The 15,045-nt window shown below is 37.5% G+C and carries 17 protein-coding genes; 3 read left to right on the top strand and 14 right to left on the bottom strand.

Annotation, left to right across the window (positions count from 1 at the left end; translation table 11 throughout):
• Positions 1-5 precede the first annotated feature (5 nt).
• Positions 6-764 (bottom strand): GntR family transcriptional regulator, encoded by a 759-nt coding sequence (locus tag SCI76_RS04065; RefSeq protein ID WP_049164277.1) that lies wholly within the window; start codon positions 762-764, stop codon positions 6-8.
• A 234-nt stretch (positions 765-998) separates the two neighbouring features.
• Positions 999-2,858, bottom strand: coding sequence for an N-acetylmuramoyl-L-alanine amidase (locus tag SCI76_RS04070; RefSeq protein WP_328179534.1), 1,860 nt, complete (start codon positions 2,856-2,858; stop codon positions 999-1,001).
• A 480-nt stretch (positions 2,859-3,338) separates the two neighbouring features.
• Here SCI76_RS04070 and SCI76_RS04075 point away from each other — a divergent pair, with 480 nt between their 5' ends.
• The gene (locus SCI76_RS04075; RefSeq protein WP_028413582.1) at positions 3,339-3,719 is read left to right on the top strand and encodes a plasmid mobilization protein; all 381 of its coding nucleotides are present in this window, start codon (positions 3,339-3,341) and stop codon (positions 3,717-3,719) included.
• Positions 3,720-3,775: 56 nt separating this feature from the next.
• Here the strand turns inward: SCI76_RS04075 and SCI76_RS04080 are convergent, their stop codons facing one another.
• The 12 genes from SCI76_RS04080 to SCI76_RS04135 form a co-directional block, all read right to left on the bottom strand.
• Positions 3,776-3,955 carry a hypothetical protein gene (locus SCI76_RS04080; RefSeq protein ID WP_025752091.1) on the bottom strand — a complete coding sequence of 60 codons (180 nt, stop codon included), beginning with the start codon at positions 3,953-3,955 and terminating at the stop codon, positions 3,776-3,778.
• A 97-nt stretch (positions 3,956-4,052) separates the two neighbouring features.
• Positions 4,053-5,054 (bottom strand): N-acetylmuramoyl-L-alanine amidase, encoded by a 1,002-nt coding sequence (locus tag SCI76_RS04085; protein WP_255900627.1) that lies wholly within the window; start codon positions 5,052-5,054, stop codon positions 4,053-4,055.
• A gap of 96 nt (positions 5,055-5,150) precedes the next feature.
• The gene (locus tag SCI76_RS04090; RefSeq protein WP_407545062.1) at positions 5,151-5,687 is read right to left on the bottom strand and encodes a hypothetical protein; all 537 of its coding nucleotides are present in this window, start codon (positions 5,685-5,687) and stop codon (positions 5,151-5,153) included.
• 135 nt (positions 5,688-5,822) lie between these two features.
• Entirely contained in the window at positions 5,823-7,145 is a 1,323-nt protein-coding gene (locus SCI76_RS04095) for an LLM class flavin-dependent oxidoreductase (protein ID WP_033578807.1), read from the bottom strand.
• A 1-nt stretch (position 7,146) separates the two neighbouring features.
• Entirely contained in the window at positions 7,147-7,869 is a 723-nt protein-coding gene (locus tag SCI76_RS04100) for a riboflavin kinase (RefSeq protein WP_047751101.1), read from the bottom strand.
• Between the two features lie 165 nt (positions 7,870-8,034).
• Positions 8,035-8,808, bottom strand: coding sequence for an amino acid ABC transporter ATP-binding protein (locus SCI76_RS04105; protein WP_034265635.1), 774 nt, complete (start codon positions 8,806-8,808; stop codon positions 8,035-8,037).
• A complete protein-coding gene (locus tag SCI76_RS04110) occupies positions 8,805-9,515 on the bottom strand; it encodes an amino acid ABC transporter permease (RefSeq protein ID WP_014460395.1) in 711 nt (236 codons plus the stop codon). Before SCI76_RS04110 ends, SCI76_RS04105 begins: the two co-directional genes overlap by 4 nt.
• A gap of 27 nt (positions 9,516-9,542) precedes the next feature.
• The gene (locus SCI76_RS04115; RefSeq protein WP_033578804.1) at positions 9,543-10,241 is read right to left on the bottom strand and encodes an amino acid ABC transporter permease; all 699 of its coding nucleotides are present in this window, start codon (positions 10,239-10,241) and stop codon (positions 9,543-9,545) included.
• Positions 10,242-10,315: 74 nt separating this feature from the next.
• Entirely contained in the window at positions 10,316-11,137 is an 822-nt protein-coding gene (locus SCI76_RS04120) for an amino acid ABC transporter substrate-binding protein (protein ID WP_033578803.1), read from the bottom strand.
• Positions 11,138-11,206: 69 nt separating this feature from the next.
• Positions 11,207-11,473 carry a glutaredoxin family protein gene (locus SCI76_RS04125; RefSeq protein ID WP_028413591.1) on the bottom strand — a complete coding sequence of 89 codons (267 nt, stop codon included), beginning with the start codon at positions 11,471-11,473 and terminating at the stop codon, positions 11,207-11,209.
• 26 nt (positions 11,474-11,499) lie between these two features.
• A complete protein-coding gene (locus tag SCI76_RS04130) occupies positions 11,500-12,024 on the bottom strand; it encodes a GNAT family N-acetyltransferase (protein WP_255900615.1) in 525 nt (174 codons plus the stop codon).
• Between the two features lie 10 nt (positions 12,025-12,034).
• Entirely contained in the window at positions 12,035-12,565 is a 531-nt protein-coding gene (locus SCI76_RS04135; protein ID WP_028413593.1) for a hypothetical protein, read from the bottom strand.
• A gap of 327 nt (positions 12,566-12,892) precedes the next feature.
• Here SCI76_RS04135 and SCI76_RS04140 point away from each other — a divergent pair, with 327 nt between their 5' ends.
• Positions 12,893-13,918 (top strand): LLM class flavin-dependent oxidoreductase, encoded by a 1,026-nt coding sequence (locus SCI76_RS04140; protein ID WP_255900613.1) that lies wholly within the window; start codon positions 12,893-12,895, stop codon positions 13,916-13,918.
• 305 nt (positions 13,919-14,223) lie between these two features.
• On the top strand, positions 14,224-15,045 hold the full coding sequence (locus SCI76_RS04145) for a Cof-type HAD-IIB family hydrolase (RefSeq protein ID WP_407545063.1): 822 nt from the start codon (positions 14,224-14,226) through the stop codon (positions 15,043-15,045).

The following is a 15,045-nucleotide window of genomic DNA, read 5'->3' on the forward strand; positions in this document are numbered from 1 at the left end:
CTTTCTTATATTCTTTCGTATTTTACCTCTACTGTAAACTTGTTTAAATCTCCACGGTAACGCCCTATAGAATACTCAAAAGGCTGAGAATCTTTTTGAAAAGCCGTTGTTTTTGTAATTTGAACAGCAGACATCGGAGGAATATTTAAAGCGCCAGCGTCCTCACTCGTAGCATTAACAGCCTCTATTACACGCTTAGCATGACTGATATGAAATCCATATTTTAATTCAAGCGTCTTGTACAAAGACTGAACCTCTAAATCTTCATCAAGCAGACCCGATGCAAGAGATGCTGGAATATAGGTCGTTACAAGGACGTATGGATCTTCCTCAATATACCTTAGTCGATCAATTCGGTAAAAAAACTGATATTTATCTCCAAAGATCTCTTGAAGAGTGGACGTTTTTTCAACAATCTCTTTATTTAACACTTTTGTTTCAAAGGAAAGTCCTTTACGCTCCATTTCATCTCCAAAACTACTCAAACTTTCCAAAAACATTTGGTCAATCTTCTTTGGTGCAACGAAGGTTCCTCTACCGTGCTCTCTTCTCAAAAAACCTTCAGCCACTAGTTCATTTAAAGCCTGCCTTACAGGTGTTCTACTTATCCCATAAGTATCAATTAGTTCTCGTTCAGAAGGAATCAATTCATCCGGCTTATAAATTCCTTTTTCAATTTTTTCTTTAAGTACTTCTTTCAGCTGAAAGTATAGAGGCAAAGGTCTATTTTTTTCTACCACTATTTTATTTGTATTGTCTATCACAATGCACCTCTTCTAAAATTTATTTCTTTTCTCCATTGTAAGACAAATGAATTAAAAAATAAATTTTATTTACACTTACAACTCATAATGATGTAATTACCAGTTGAATAATCTTATTAAATCACTATAAGGCAATACTGTCAATAAAATTCTGAATTTTTCATAACATTTTATTAAAAGGAAGAGACAAACCCTTTATACACCCTGTCTCTTCCTTTCTTTTAAAACTCTATTCTATTGTTTTTTAATCTCTACATCCGAAGCTTTCACAAACGCATAGCGGTGATTAAAATGAATTTGATAATATTCATCTTTTCCCACAATCATTTTGTGATCGTTTGGATTTGTTGTAAAAGTGGGTGCATAGTAATAGTCACTCTTTACTTTTTCTACCCCTACGTACACCTGATCCGGAGAGATTGTATACTGAAGTGGGACCATGTCTTTAACCGGGATATCAGAAGGATAGGCTGAAGCTTCCGGGAAAGCTCCTCCGTACACTTGAATGCTTTCTTTTCCTGCTTTTGGCGTTAATAATATGCCCGTACCTTTACTCGTATTTTGATTATGTGGATTATAAAACCACGCTTTTTGTCCTCCGTACCAAATCGCTGTCCATTCTCCTTTTGTGTCAGCGACTGCGTACGTTTGGCCCGTTACAGCTTTGCTTCCCCAGTCTAACGTTTGTTTCGTTCCTGGCCCTGAAGCGGCAGGCTCATTCAGTAGCGGTGAATCATTGCTAGGAGCTTGATGCAAATACACAAAGTTGGCCGGCTGCTTTGGTGCATCTGATACCTCTGGCTGATTGTTTTCAAAGACGGGATTAATTGTAACGGCTAGTTTGCTTGTATGCTGGCGCTCGACTGGGCTTCCTACTAAATCCATATAGTGCCCCCAATCCCAAAACGGCCCGGGATCCGAATGCATACCTGATTGAGCCTTAGGAGACAAACCCGGTACCTCGTCATGACCGATAATATGAGCTCGGTCTAATGGAATATGATATTCTTTGGCAAGGTGGCGGACGAGTCTTGCTGAAGAACGGTACATTTCTTCTGTAAACCACGTGGATCCTTCAAGGGCGAACCCTTCATGTTCGATTCCAATACTGTGCGTATTAAAATACCAGTTTCCTGCATGCCATGCTACATCTTTGTTATCAATCATCTGTGCAATGTGGCCATCACTTGAACGTATGACATAGTTTGCAGCTGCTCTGTTAGGGTTAGCAAACAAATCAATGGTTCCGTCATAACTTACTTCTGTATCGTGAATAACAATATAGCGAACATCTGATTTTTGACGATTTGCAATATCATAGTTTCCGTAATCTGAAGGACTTTCGCTGAATTTCCCGTAAAAAGCAGGAATGTATTCACATTTTAAAGATGCCGGACAATCCGCTTTATTCGTATTGGAATTTTCAGCACGAGGAATCGACATATCTATATGTTGAGGAGAAATTTTAAGATGCTGTCCATCCGATGTTGTACGCTCTGCCCCTTTTTCCAGCGTTTCATATACATCATCGGCAAATACTTGAGCGTTTTCTTTATCTTGAGAAGAACTGTAAGCGGCGACTGCGTCGTACCATTTCTGATCAGTAGACGGTACGTTTCCATTTTTGTCTTTTGCAATAAAAGCTAGTACAGCAGCGCCACCACGAATATTTTGCACAGGGTCATTTTTTAATCTTTCTTTATCTGACTTAAGCAGCTTAGCAGCTAAGGAGAGCGTTTGCTGTTTGTCATATGCTGGTTGTGAAGACGCAGTTCCGTTTCCTTTTCCATCTTCTAAAAAAGGGATGTCTGTTAAATGCATGAGGCCGTATCCCCCGGCTGCGCTAGGTTTCCCATTATGACTTTCCCAGCGCGACTTGTTGTAGGAAATTGCTTTTAAAAGCGAAGCTGGCACACCAAATTCTTTAGATGCTTGTGCAAATGCTAACTCCAAAGAGTCCGACTGATTCTCTGCAGCCTGAGCGACTAGAGGCGCTTGTAGCATATGAATAGGCGTATAACCTGTACATATAACCCCAGCCGCAAGCATGGCTGCCCCTATCTTGTTTAGTTTTAATCGTTTTTTTAGTTTCAAACGTATTCCTCCCCCGTAAAGTATGTAAATGATGTAAATGATGTAAATAAAGACATAATATGACTTTACCTCGTTCTCAACCATTTCGTCTTCTTTCGTTCTATTCCCTTGAGACAATAGTCTAGAAGATTCGACAGAGTTACTAGGAGGAAAGATGTGGTAGGAGGAAAAAATGATAAAAACCATCCCTCTTCTTTAAAGCTGCGCTTTCAAAAATGGTGAGTACAAAGGCGGTATATTCATCCCTTTGGCTGCCTTTTTAATAAAGCAGCAATATTGTAGATAATGACATTATTTCTATAATTCAACTATTACTAAACCAAATTTCTTAATTTACCAGTTTTTTAACAGACTGTACGTTCGACATTTTAGTAACTTTTCACCATAGTTAACCATGGAAAAGGTTGCTATTATTAAAGACAAGAGAATGTTTACATATGATTGAACGCAGCAAGAACTGCTCTTGAAAGGAGATACCTTATGAGAGGACACAGCATTCCAGCAATTAAGTTGAATGAAGAAGAAAAAGAAAAATTAGAGGAACTTATTGAACACTATAATTTAAAACGAACGTCTCTCATTCGAAAATTTATTATGGACGGAAAAGTTAAGCCGCCTTTAATCGGCAAAGAAGCAGGTGTGGAACTATTAGTTAACCTGCGAAAAATTGAGTCTGAGCTAAGCCGGCTAAGCAATAATATGCATCAAATCGCAAAGTATTTACATAAACCAAAAGATAAGCAAAATCATTCACAGAACCTTGAACAAATCCTGTTAGAAATGATGAAAAAACAAAAACATGTGCAAGAAGATGTAGAAACTATTTCAGAGCAGCTTAGCGATCATTTATACGTTAAATAGAGAAAAAACGCTCTTTTCATTTTAGAAAAGAGCGTTTTTTATAAAGAAGTAGGGATTTAAATACTTTTTTTCATGCCGCACTTTGCGCATGTACGGATAAAAATAAAGTCTTTTACTAAGCTTTTAAATTTCACATGTCCACAGTTATCGCATCTGCCTGCAACTTTATCCGGAAACTCCTCATATACATATACTTTTGTTAAATCAATCGCTTCTTGTTGCTCTTCCATTTCCATCACACCTTTATGCATCTTTACGATTCAGCTCTTTATATTCTATCAAAAATAAGTAAAATTACTAGGGTGAAAGCTTCAAAAAAACAAGCAGGTTTTTTCACGATGTTTTTATCCGTTCAGCTTTGTACCACCATTTTTCTCTATCTAAAAATGCTTTTACATTCAATATTTTTTTATCGTGAAGTGTAAAGATGGCTACCGCAGCTCCTTCTTTAGAAAAGGTTACCGCTGTTTCTAACTTTTCTTTCGTCACAAACACTTTTAATGTTTCCATATTCTCTTTTGTTAATTCCGCAGTTGTGATAGTTTCTCCTTCAATGATTGTATCTTTTTTTTCAACAAAATGATCTCCATCAATTATCCAGGCTGCATGCGTTTCACTATAAACTTGAAAGAGGGTATTCTTTTTTAAATAACCTGTTCTCTCTGACATATTGGTATACTTATACGTCTCCTTATCCTCGGTTGTTTTTATCCATAAAGGTTTATATAAAAAAGTAGGCTTTAGAAACCCTTCTTCGTCAGGATCTCCCACAGAATTTGTAGATTTAGGCTCCAAGTTTAAAAACTGCGCAATCCCTTTTGCATATGCCACCCCCATATCTTTTAGAAATTGAGGATTTTTTAAGAGCTTTGCATCGTGTTCTGTATCAATAAACCCAATTTCAGTTAATACAGACGGCATATATGAACGCCTTAACACACTATAATTAGCTAATTTCCTGCCTCGGTTAGAGTGATTGTATTTAGCGAGAACAAATTTCACCTGATCGTGAATATCGTTTCGTAACACAATGGTTTGGTTATTTATATTTTTGCTATAAATAAAATCTTCATATCCCGTTTCGCCACCTGAACTTATATGAATAGATAAGTATACATCAGCCCCCCACACATTGGCTTTGTTGACCCGTTCATTTAATGACAAAAACACATCGGTTGTACGCGTTGTGCAAAGAGAAAATCCTTGATAGTGAGTAGAAAGAAAAGAGATGATGTACTGCTGAACAGCTAACACTACGTCTTTTTCATATAACCCGCTGGCTACAGCTCCTAGATCTGCCCCTCCGTGACCTGCATCTAAATAAATTTTTTTCATATAACCTGTCTCCTCCTTATCCGTAGCATATGCATGAATAAGCGAAGACGTTTGTTATACAAAACTACTTTTATGTATAAAGCTTTTTGCTATAGCTCATTTAGAAGTCTTTACAACTGATTTACCATAGCTGGTAACATTAAAATATGTATTTGATCCATCGTCTTCATTGATCACAACATCTAAGTCATGAAAATAACGATGAAGTTCTTTTAACAGTGCTTGATCTTTCCTCTGCTCTAGCTGTCCAGCAAGCTTTTCCATATGCTGAAAGTCTTTCTTTAAAACAGAATCTTTTACTTCAATCGTGCCAATGGTATTTTTAATGGCTGCCGCTTCTTCTTGTACGGCAGGCCAGTCTGGGTGCTCAATGGCACTCCACCCCGTCAAATCATTTAGTACGTCATGATGTTCAGCTATAAAATCTTTTGCCTGCTGATCGTTGCTTTCCAGCTTATCAACTTTTTGTTGATTCACTTTAAGGGCACTTGCCTTTATACTTTGCTGTGATAAAAAAGGAATTTTTCCGTTTTGGTACAATATCCATCCTGTCGCTCCTCCCCCGACTAAAAGAACGGATAAAGATATCCACATAATCATACGCTTCTTCTTACTTTTATGTCTTTTTTCCATTTGACTCCTTTCCGGGTATTCAAAACCCTTTAGGCCTTATGAACTGAAACGAATAACCTACAAAAATAATTTTACCATATTTTTAATATTAAAAATATTAAAAAAGAGACTCCTTCGAGTCTCTTTTAATCCACTTCAGTTAACTTTCACCTGTGTGTAACGATTTTTAGGAACATTCAATTGCAAGTTACTTCTTAACGTACTCCCTTCGTATTCTGTACGATACAGGCCTCTTTCTTGCAGTATCGGTACGACGTGTTCAACAAAGTCATCTAAGCCATGCGGAACGCTTGAATGAATAATAAAGCCGTCAGCTCCTTTTTCTTCAAACCACTGTTGCATCAAATTAGCGATATGCTCTGGCGTCCCAATAAATTGTGTTTTAGGTGTAGCAATTCGCAGCGCCACTTCTCGCAGTGTCCACTTATGTTTTTTAGCGTTTTCTTTGATTTTATCAGTTGTACTGCGGAAACTATTACTTCCGATATCCCCTAAATCAGGAAACGCCTCATCTAATGGAAACTGTGAAAAATCAAAATGATCGAAAAAACGTCCTAAATAGTTGAGCGCATGTTCAATTGTTACCAATTGAGCAAGTTCTTCATATTTTCTTTCGGCTTCTTCGGTTGTACTGCCAATGATAGGACCTATTCCCGGGAAAATTAAAAGTTCGTTTTCATTGCGTCCTTGCGCTACGGCTCTTGATTTTACATCTTGGTAAAAAGCTTTCGCTTCTTCTAAATTATCTTGTCCCGTAAACACTGCGTCAGCCGTTTTCGCTGCTAAATCTTTTCCGCTTTCAGAGGAGCCTGCTTGAAACACTACGGGCTGCCCCTGAGCTGAGCGGCCAATATTTAACGGACCTTCTACAGAAAAAAATTCCCCTTTGTGGTGCAAGCGATGCAACTTTTTCTCTTCAAAAAATTGTCCGGTTTCTTTATTTCGAATAAATGCATCATCTTCCCAAGAATCCCATAATCCCTTCGTTACTTCTAGAAACTCTTCAGCTATTCTATAGCGTTTATCATGAGTGGGGTGCTCTTTTCCATAGTTAAGCGCAGATCCTTCCAATGGAGATGTTACAACATTCCATCCCGCTCGGCCGCTGCTAATATGATCAAGTGAAGCAAATTGTCTAGCCACCGTAAACGGCTCGCTATACGAAGTCGATAGAGTGCCAACTAAACCAATATGAGAAGTGACAGAAGCAAGTGCTGATAGAATAGTGAGAGGTTCAAAACGATTCAAAAAATGCGGAAGCGATTTTTCATTAATATATAACCCATCGGCAATGAACACTAAATCAAATTTTCCTTCTTCCGCTTTTTGAGCCTGCTGCTTGTAAAAACCGAAATTAACGCTGGCATCTGACAAAATTTCAGGGTGTCTCCATGCCCCCATGTTTCCTCCCACTCCATGAATAATAGCCCCTAGCTTTAATTGTCTTTTTATTGTCATATTACCATTCTCCTTTTTCATATCCATTCATAAATTCTCGTAGTTGATTGGTCAAACCGCCTGCTCCAAAGCGAAGGACTCCTTCTTTTTCTGTCTTTCTTTCATTTCCTTCCTGTGCAAATTGCAAAAAAGCGATAACGTGAACTCTTCTAGGGTGAATATTTTCAATTCCTTCGTCATAAAACCATTGATCAATTGTATTGTAAATCCCTTTATTGACTCTGAATTGGCTGTGGCACCAATTAAAAAACTGTAGATCAGGCAGATTTAAATATCTCGCTTGCCCTAGCTTGGAAGCTGTATGTTCACTAGATACATAGCCCATATGTTGAAATCTTTGCTTAACTTGTAGTGTATCGGCTTTAATTTGATGTTTTAAAAACTCAATGGAAGGGAACTTTTTCTCACCTCGCACCCGAAAGATAACGTCGCATTGAACTGTCTCTCCATAAATAACGTCGTTAAAATCCAAAATATGAACCTCAAATGTTTTAGATAGTTCCGATCCAAATGTCGGCTTAACGCCTACATTCATAACTCCTATATGTTCAAGTCCCCGCAGATGAACGAGGACACCATACACGCCATTTTTTAATTCCTCATGCTGAGTATCTATATTAGCTGTCGGAAAACCCAAATGTCTTCCTTGCTGCCTTCCAGGTACAACCTGGCCTTTTATAATAAGTTTTTTGCTTGTTTTAGCTTTTAATGCTCCTCGATTCACTACGTTCACCCTTCTTCCCTTAAGTCTAGTAAAAAATAAAAGGTTCTTTGCACAATGCGTGACATTGTGCAAAGAACCTCTAGTGATCTAGTCGGTTTGTTTAATTTGATGATTTTATCATATACTTATTATTCCTATGAGTCAAGTGGGTTTTAAATTAAAATATTAGATTGTTTTTTCATAAACATAAGAGTAAGGCGAATGCGTTGGGTTAATACGCTTGAAAAATTGCTTTGTTCGATCTTCTTTTGGATTTAAAAATATTTCTTCAGGATGACCTTGTTCGACAATCTTTCCTCCGTCCATAAACACCACGTGATTAGAGACTTCACGGGCAAAACTCATTTCGTGCGTAACAATAATCATCGTAATTCCTTCTTCAGCAATTTTACGAATAACAGACAGTACTTCACCCACCAGTTCAGGGTCCAAAGCAGACGTTGGCTCATCAAATAAAATGACTTCAGGATTTAAAGCAAGCGCTCTAGCGATACCCACTCGCTGCTGTTGACCTCCTGATAACTGACTTGGATACGCATTTGCTTTTTCAGCAAGCCCAACTTTTTCAAGGACGTCTAAACTTCGTTGTTTTGCTTCTTCCTTTGGCAGCTTTTGAACAATAACTAGCCCCTCCATAATATTTTCAATAACGGTTTTGTGTTTAAACAAATTGTATTGCTGAAAAACCATCGTTGTTTTTTGTCGAAGAGTTAAAATATCTTTGCGGTTTGGCTTTTGGCACTGAACCGTAAATTGATCGATCGAAACTTCTCCTTCATCTGCTTTTTCTAAGAAATTAATGCAGCGTAAAAACGTAGTCTTTCCAGAGCCACTCGGCCCTAAAATGGTCACAACATCCCCTTTTTTAACAATTAAATCAATACCGTCCAATACTGTATGTTGACCAAATGTTTTTTTAATATTTGTTAATGTAATCATACAACCCCTCCTCGATTATAAACCGTTAATTTTCGTTCAAGCAGCGCTGTTATTCCTTCTATTAACATCGTCAGCATCCAATAAATAAGGGCAGCAGCAATATAGGCTTCTAAAAACTTAAGATTATTTGAAGCTACGATATTAGCTGCACCGTTTAACTCTTTTTGTGAGACGATGAATGCGATAGAAGACGTATGCAAAAAACCGATGAAGATATTGCATAAATTTGGTAAAGATAAAGCAAACGCCTGAGGGAAAACAATTCGTTTCATCGATTGAAAACGATTCATTCCAATGGAATACGCAGCCTCAATTTGTCCTTTTTCTACCGCTAACAAACCAGAGCGAATGATCTCTGACATATAAGCCCCCGCTGTAAAAGACAAAGCGATTAATACAAATACGACAATAGGAATGCTGTTTGCATTGAAGCCCCATCCATAGTAGCTTGATAGTTTATTAATCAATAGCGGGAACCCTAGGTAAATAACCATAATATGAAGAATGGCAGGCGTTCCTCGAAAAAATGATACGTATACGTTGGCAATAGGCGTTATTATTTTTACTGAATTAATTCTCACAGCCGCAACAGCAATACCAATAAGCAATCCGCCTAGTAATGGACCGATGGTAATAAGGAGTGTTAAAGGTAATGCCTTCAAAATTTCTACAAATGCTGTCCATATAAACGGTACGTCAATAATCATGTTTACACCTCTTTTAGTAAGCTCGTTTTATACATGAACAGGCTGATCGTGTTTTTGCAGCTTCTGTTCGGATTTCATAAAAAATTTCTCTAATATAATGGCTACCAAATAATAAATAATGGCAAGTGCAATATATACTTCAACTGCATGAGCCGTTGCTGCGATAATGGTATCTCCTCTTCCCATCATATCCATGACACCAATGGTAAAGGCTAAAGACGTATCTTTTAAGGAACCAATCACAAGGTTTCCAAAGTTAGGAAATGCTACAACGAGAGCTTGCGGCAGCACAATTCGAGTGAACGTTTGTTTTCCGGTCATTCCTACACTATACGCTGCTTCAGTTTGCCCTTTATCTACACTATTAATGGCACCGCGCATCATTTCAGAAAAAGACGCCGCCGTGCTCAGTGAATATGTGATAATCACAAATACGAGCGGAGCCATTCTAGAAACGTCAATATGAATCAATTGTAAGAGGGCAGGTACCCCGTAAAAAACTAAAAATAATTGAATTAAAATAGGCGTCCCCCTCATAAAAGAAATATAAACTGCTGCTAATTGACTTAACACCGGTACTTTATAAATACGAGGCAGGGCAATAAACAATCCCAAGGTACTGCCAATCAAAAGTGAAGCAACCAAAATCCAAATTGTAATATGCAAATAAGATAATAATTGAGGAATAGAGGTGAAAATCAGCTCTATATCAAATGCTTTTCCCATCTTTTTCTCTCCTTTGTTTCCCTCTACAGGTAGCGAAAGGACCCAAGTTCAAGGCTTGGGTCACAGTAAGTGATTTAGTTATTTCCAGCTGCTTTTGTATAATCTTCTCCTAGCCATTTTTTGCTTAATTTTGTCAATGTTCCGTCTTCTTTTATTTCTTTTAGCGCTTTATCAACATCTTTTTGTAAACCTGTTTCATTTTTTCGAAGCATAAAATATACTTTTGAATTTGAAATAGCAGGTCCCACAACTTTTTGCTCTGCGTCCGCTTGCTTATTGACAAAGTCAACTGCAAACGGCGTACTAATTGTAGCGTCCGCACGTCCTGTTTTTAGCTGCGTTTTTGTATCATCAGATCCTTGACCTGAATAAACGATATCAATTTTATTTCCATGTTCTTTGTTATACTTATCGATTAAGTTAGCAGAGTTACTCGTTGCTCCTACAATTACCTTTTTACCGCTCAAATCTTTAATTGATTTAATTGACGTATTTTTTTCATTTACAACTACATGTAGCGGAAAGATATTATAAGGTTCTTTATTAAACAGGAACTTTTGTTTTCTTTCTTCATTCACTTCCATCTGATGGGCGACTAAATCAATTTTGTTGGATTCCAAGCTCAAAAGTAAATTAGAAAAATCCATCGTTTTGAATTCAAACTTATAGTTTGGAAGACGTTTGTCTATTTCTTTAACAAGCTCTACGTCATACCCCGTTAGATTTCCTTTATTGTCAAGAAAGCAAATGTTGGGAAATTGCGTACCCGTTCCCACAATAATTTTTTGCACTTTGTCTTTGCTTGCGTTAGCTGCTGTTTCTTTATTGGGTGTTCCGCAAGCGGCTAATAATAAAAGAAGTGATAAAAAGATAGCTGTCAGCTGTAGTTTTTTCATGTGTTTGGTCCCTCACTATGTCTCAAAATAATTTATTGTTTTAACGAGTTAATAAAATGGATGTTGCAGCTATTTAACGATTGGTGAATAGTCTTCAATCAACTTTTCTATTTGTTCATAATCTTTTTCAATAACTCCTTTAAACTGCCCCTTATCTCCAATTTCAACGACCGGTACATGACGAATACCGTATTTAATTTCAAGTAAATCTCGCAAATAATCTTTTCCTTCTACATCGATACTTTCATATTGATGGCCCTTTTCATGAAAATATGCTTTTAGTTCTTCGCAATGATGACAACCTTTTCGATTCCATAATAAAATTTTTACTGACATGGTTTCTCCTCTTTTCTTTTAAATGATTAATTAGCTTGTTGTAACTCCTTGTGTTTTTCTAACTCATATCTTTCGGGATGTAAGATCTTCCTTAAGAATACGCCTTTTCCTTCTTCTCCTTGATCGACTTCAAAAAAGCGTTCATACCCTTTTCTTTCATACATAGGAATCAGCCATGGGTGTCGATCAGAAGTAGCTAATGTAACAGCAGGAGCCCCCATGTGATCTCGAATAACCGTTTCTTCAACCCACGTTAAGAGTTTAGAACCTACTCCTTTCTTTTTAAGCAAAGGATCTACCGCAAACCACCATAAGAAAGGCCAGTTCGTTATTTCTTTATACGTTCTTGCTGTAATCGTAGCTACTATTTTTCCATCACTTTCCAGCACGTAGCAGCGGCTGTTTTGAATGTTTTCTTTTACAAGTTGAATCGTTGCCGTCGCAGCAGGAAATTTAATTCCTAGCTTTCGAATCGGCTCATATGCTCGAAGCGTTAAATCCAACAGTTCTTCAGCATCTTCTACGGTAGCTAATCGAAATAATTCACTCATTTTCTTCACCTCATTTTATAAATGTTTGAAGGGATAGATTACCTTTGTAAATCAGCTCATCCACCGCTTCCTTTAAACGACTTTTGGCATTCGCATTGTTAATACCTGTAAAAGAGACGTATTCATGCAGTAGAAAAAGACTGCTGAGCCAGTAAGGTCTACCTAAAAAAGACGCTAAAAGTTTTAAATCATACTTAGCTTTTAGTAAAGAATTCACATTTTCACCAATAAGAATTGGCAGAAGTATTTTTTTATACAATAAATCTTCTGGCAATATTTTTGTTAGCCGTTCAAAAGATTCTACGTATGTTTCATTTACTCCCGATAACAGAACGACAATGCTTTTAGCTTGGTTCATTTTCGAAATAAATGCCTTTACTTCTTTCTGCGCTTCCTGCTTCAAAGCGTGTACATCATGATACGAGATAGCTTCGGCGTGCACTCCTTTTGAGGTTAAGCAAGCTTCTAGCTCATCTTTCACTGAGGCTATTTGTTGATAATTATGAGAGCTTCCGTTATATAAAATACATACATCGCTCACCTTTTCCCCCTCCTTTTTACAGCAAAAAGGCTCCTAGAGTTTCCTCAGGAGCCTTTGGTAGACCAATCAGCTTTAACTGTTTTTTTGATAAAACCGGAGAATGAAGTGAAGTGTCTTTGAAACATACTCACTCAATTCTTATTTATCCAAGTTGTTTTATCGGCTTTTCTATTTGATGATTCAACTATATAGCCTCAAAATGGCAAAGTCAACTTATTTTTCAAAAAATATTTTTCTTTAAAAAAACTCTTTTCATCTGGAAAATCCTTTGCTAAAATTAATCCCAATTATTCTTACCTTTTTTATCAACTTTAAGGAGTGTTTTCAGTGAAATTAAGTATTTTAGATCAAAGCCCGCGTTATGAAGGTGAGCGTGCTGAAGATGCATTTCAGCATACCATTCAATTAGCTCAGCTAGCAGAAGAACTTGGCTACCACCGTTTTTGGGTAGCGGAGCATCATGACTCTGAACATGTTGTAGGATCATCACCCGAAGTGTTAATTTCTCACCTGCTCGCCAAAACACATCATATCCGTATCGGCTCAGGCGGTGTTATGCTTCAACACTACAGCCCTTATAAAGTAGCAGAAAATTTTAACGTTTTAGCCTCATTATCTCCAAATCGCATCGATCTTGGAATCGGCAGAGCACCAGGAGGACTACCTCATTCTACTCAAGCCTTGCAACAAAACTCTCAGCCCACTAAGTCCTTAACAGACAAACTGATAGAACTTAAACAATACCTAAACGATACGCTGCCGGAAGATCACCCTCTTTACGGTTTAAAAGCCTATCCAAGGCCCCAAAAAGCAGCAGATATGTTTTTACTGGGAGCAAGTGCTTCAAGCGCAGAGCTAGCGGCATCTCTAAATCTTCCTTATGTATTTGCTCAATTCATTAATGGTGATCAAAAAGTGCTAGAAGAAGCGATTTCCGTCTATAATCAGCACGTTTCATCCCATGCACGCTCGCTTGTCGTTGCCCTTTCCGTCATCGTAGCGGATACCGTAGAAGAAGCAAAAGCATTAGCATCCAGCACAAAAATATTTAAAGTATACTTACAAAATGGGAAATCCGCTACATTAGGCTCCAAAGAAAAAGCGGAAGAATTTGGTCAGCAGTCTAAAGAAAGCTATCGAATTGAAGAAAAAGAAGCAAACGTCATACACGGTACAAAAGAAACCGTTCGTCAAAAGCTCCAAGCTTTGAAACAGGCATTTTCTATTGATGAATTTATTATTCTTACTGCTCTTCAAGATTTTGAACAAAAAAAGCGGTCTTATACGCTCTTAAAAGAAGCTTTCAGTGAAGGAGATGCTCAGAAAACGAATCAAACTCTAGCAGCTTACTAATCAAGAGGCTGAAATAAAAGAATTTTAGTCGAAGTAAAATACGAAGTAATAATCAAAATGATTGATTATTACTTCGTATTTTTTCGTTGTCATGGTAAACGTAGCTTTCATGTGTTTAATTGCTTTTAGCTATTGATTGGGCTGTTTTAGCTATGTCTCAAGTTCTTTGTTTCATCTACTTACGAGGCGTTCAAACAAAGTATACGCATGCTTCTTGTTTTCAAAAAATCATTAAATTGAATCAAACGTTTTTTTATAGTACCATATGAAGATATGAGTCTAGTAGAAGAAGGGAATTTAAAATTATGCCTTACAAAATGATTGTTTTAGATTTGGATGATACACTATTATGCGATGATCACACTATTTCTCCGCGCACGAAAGAAGCATTAATGAAGGCGCAAGAATCGGGAGTAAAAGTTGTACTTGCTTCCGGCCGACCAACTTACGGAATGGTTCACATCGCCAAAGAACTGGAGTTAGAAAAGTACGGAAGCTTTATTTTATCGTTTAACGGGGCGAAAATTATTAATTGCTTAACAAATGAAGAGCTATTTAGCAGCACATTATCTCCGAGAACCGTTGCACGTCTCGACGATATTAGCCGCGAAGAAGGAGTTTTAATTCATACGTACGTTGGAGATGAAATTATAACAGAAGTAGAAAATAAGTTTACGGATATTGAAAGTGACATTACAGGTCTGCCGATCCGTGTTGTTTCATCTTTTACTGATGCCGTTACAGAACCTGTTGTAAAAGTACTCATGCTGGCAGAACCGGAAATGCTGGTTCACGTTGAAAAGAAACTTCAAAAGCAACTTCAAGGAGAGCTAAGCGTAATGCGCTCTAAACCATACTTCCTTGAATTCACAGAAGAAGGTGTCACAAAAGGGACAAGCTTACATTTATTAATTCAGCAGCTTGGCATTACACGCGATGAAGTGATTGCTATTGGCGACAGTTATAATGATCTTGCCATGATTGAATTTGCTGGACTTGGCGTAGCAATGGGAAATGCTCCTGAAGATATTAAAGAAAAAGCCAACCACGTAACAGATACAAACATGAACGGCGGTGTGGCAAAAGTTGTGGAAGAATTCATCTTAAAACCTGTTAGTGTTTCATAA

It is taken from the genome of Priestia sp. HNGD-A6 (assembly GCF_045784335.1).
GTDB lineage: Bacteria > Bacillota > Bacilli > Bacillales > Bacillaceae_H > Priestia > Priestia zanthoxyli.

What these genes read in the sequence shown, in the direction of transcription:
- SCI76_RS04075 (WP_028413582.1), top strand. Translation starts at nt 3,339, where the DNA reads ATGAGAGGACACAGCATTCCAGCAATTAAGTTGAATGAAGAAGAAAAA.
- SCI76_RS04080 (WP_025752091.1), bottom strand. Translation starts at nt 3,955, where the DNA reads ATGGAAATGGAAGAGCAACAAGAAGCGATTGATTTAACAAAAGTATAT.
- SCI76_RS04085 (WP_255900627.1), bottom strand. Translation starts at nt 5,054, where the DNA reads ATGAAAAAAATTTATTTAGATGCAGGTCACGGAGGGGCAGATCTAGGA.
- SCI76_RS04090 (WP_407545062.1), bottom strand. Translation starts at nt 5,687, where the DNA reads ATGGAAAAAAGACATAAAAGTAAGAAGAAGCGTATGATTATGTGGATA.
- SCI76_RS04095 (WP_033578807.1), bottom strand. Translation starts at nt 7,145, where the DNA reads ATGACAATAAAAAGACAATTAAAGCTAGGGGCTATTATTCATGGAGTG.
- SCI76_RS04105 (WP_034265635.1), bottom strand. Translation starts at nt 8,808, where the DNA reads ATGATTACATTAACAAATATTAAAAAAACATTTGGTCAACATACAGTA.
- SCI76_RS04110 (WP_014460395.1), bottom strand. Translation starts at nt 9,515, where the DNA reads ATGATTATTGACGTACCGTTTATATGGACAGCATTTGTAGAAATTTTG.
- SCI76_RS04115 (WP_033578804.1), bottom strand. Translation starts at nt 10,241, where the DNA reads ATGGGAAAAGCATTTGATATAGAGCTGATTTTCACCTCTATTCCTCAA.
- SCI76_RS04120 (WP_033578803.1), bottom strand. Translation starts at nt 11,137, where the DNA reads ATGAAAAAACTACAGCTGACAGCTATCTTTTTATCACTTCTTTTATTA.
- SCI76_RS04125 (WP_028413591.1), bottom strand. Translation starts at nt 11,473, where the DNA reads ATGTCAGTAAAAATTTTATTATGGAATCGAAAAGGTTGTCATCATTGC.
- SCI76_RS04130 (WP_255900615.1), bottom strand. Translation starts at nt 12,024, where the DNA reads ATGAGTGAATTATTTCGATTAGCTACCGTAGAAGATGCTGAAGAACTG.
- SCI76_RS04145 (WP_407545063.1), top strand. Translation starts at nt 14,224, where the DNA reads ATGCCTTACAAAATGATTGTTTTAGATTTGGATGATACACTATTATGC.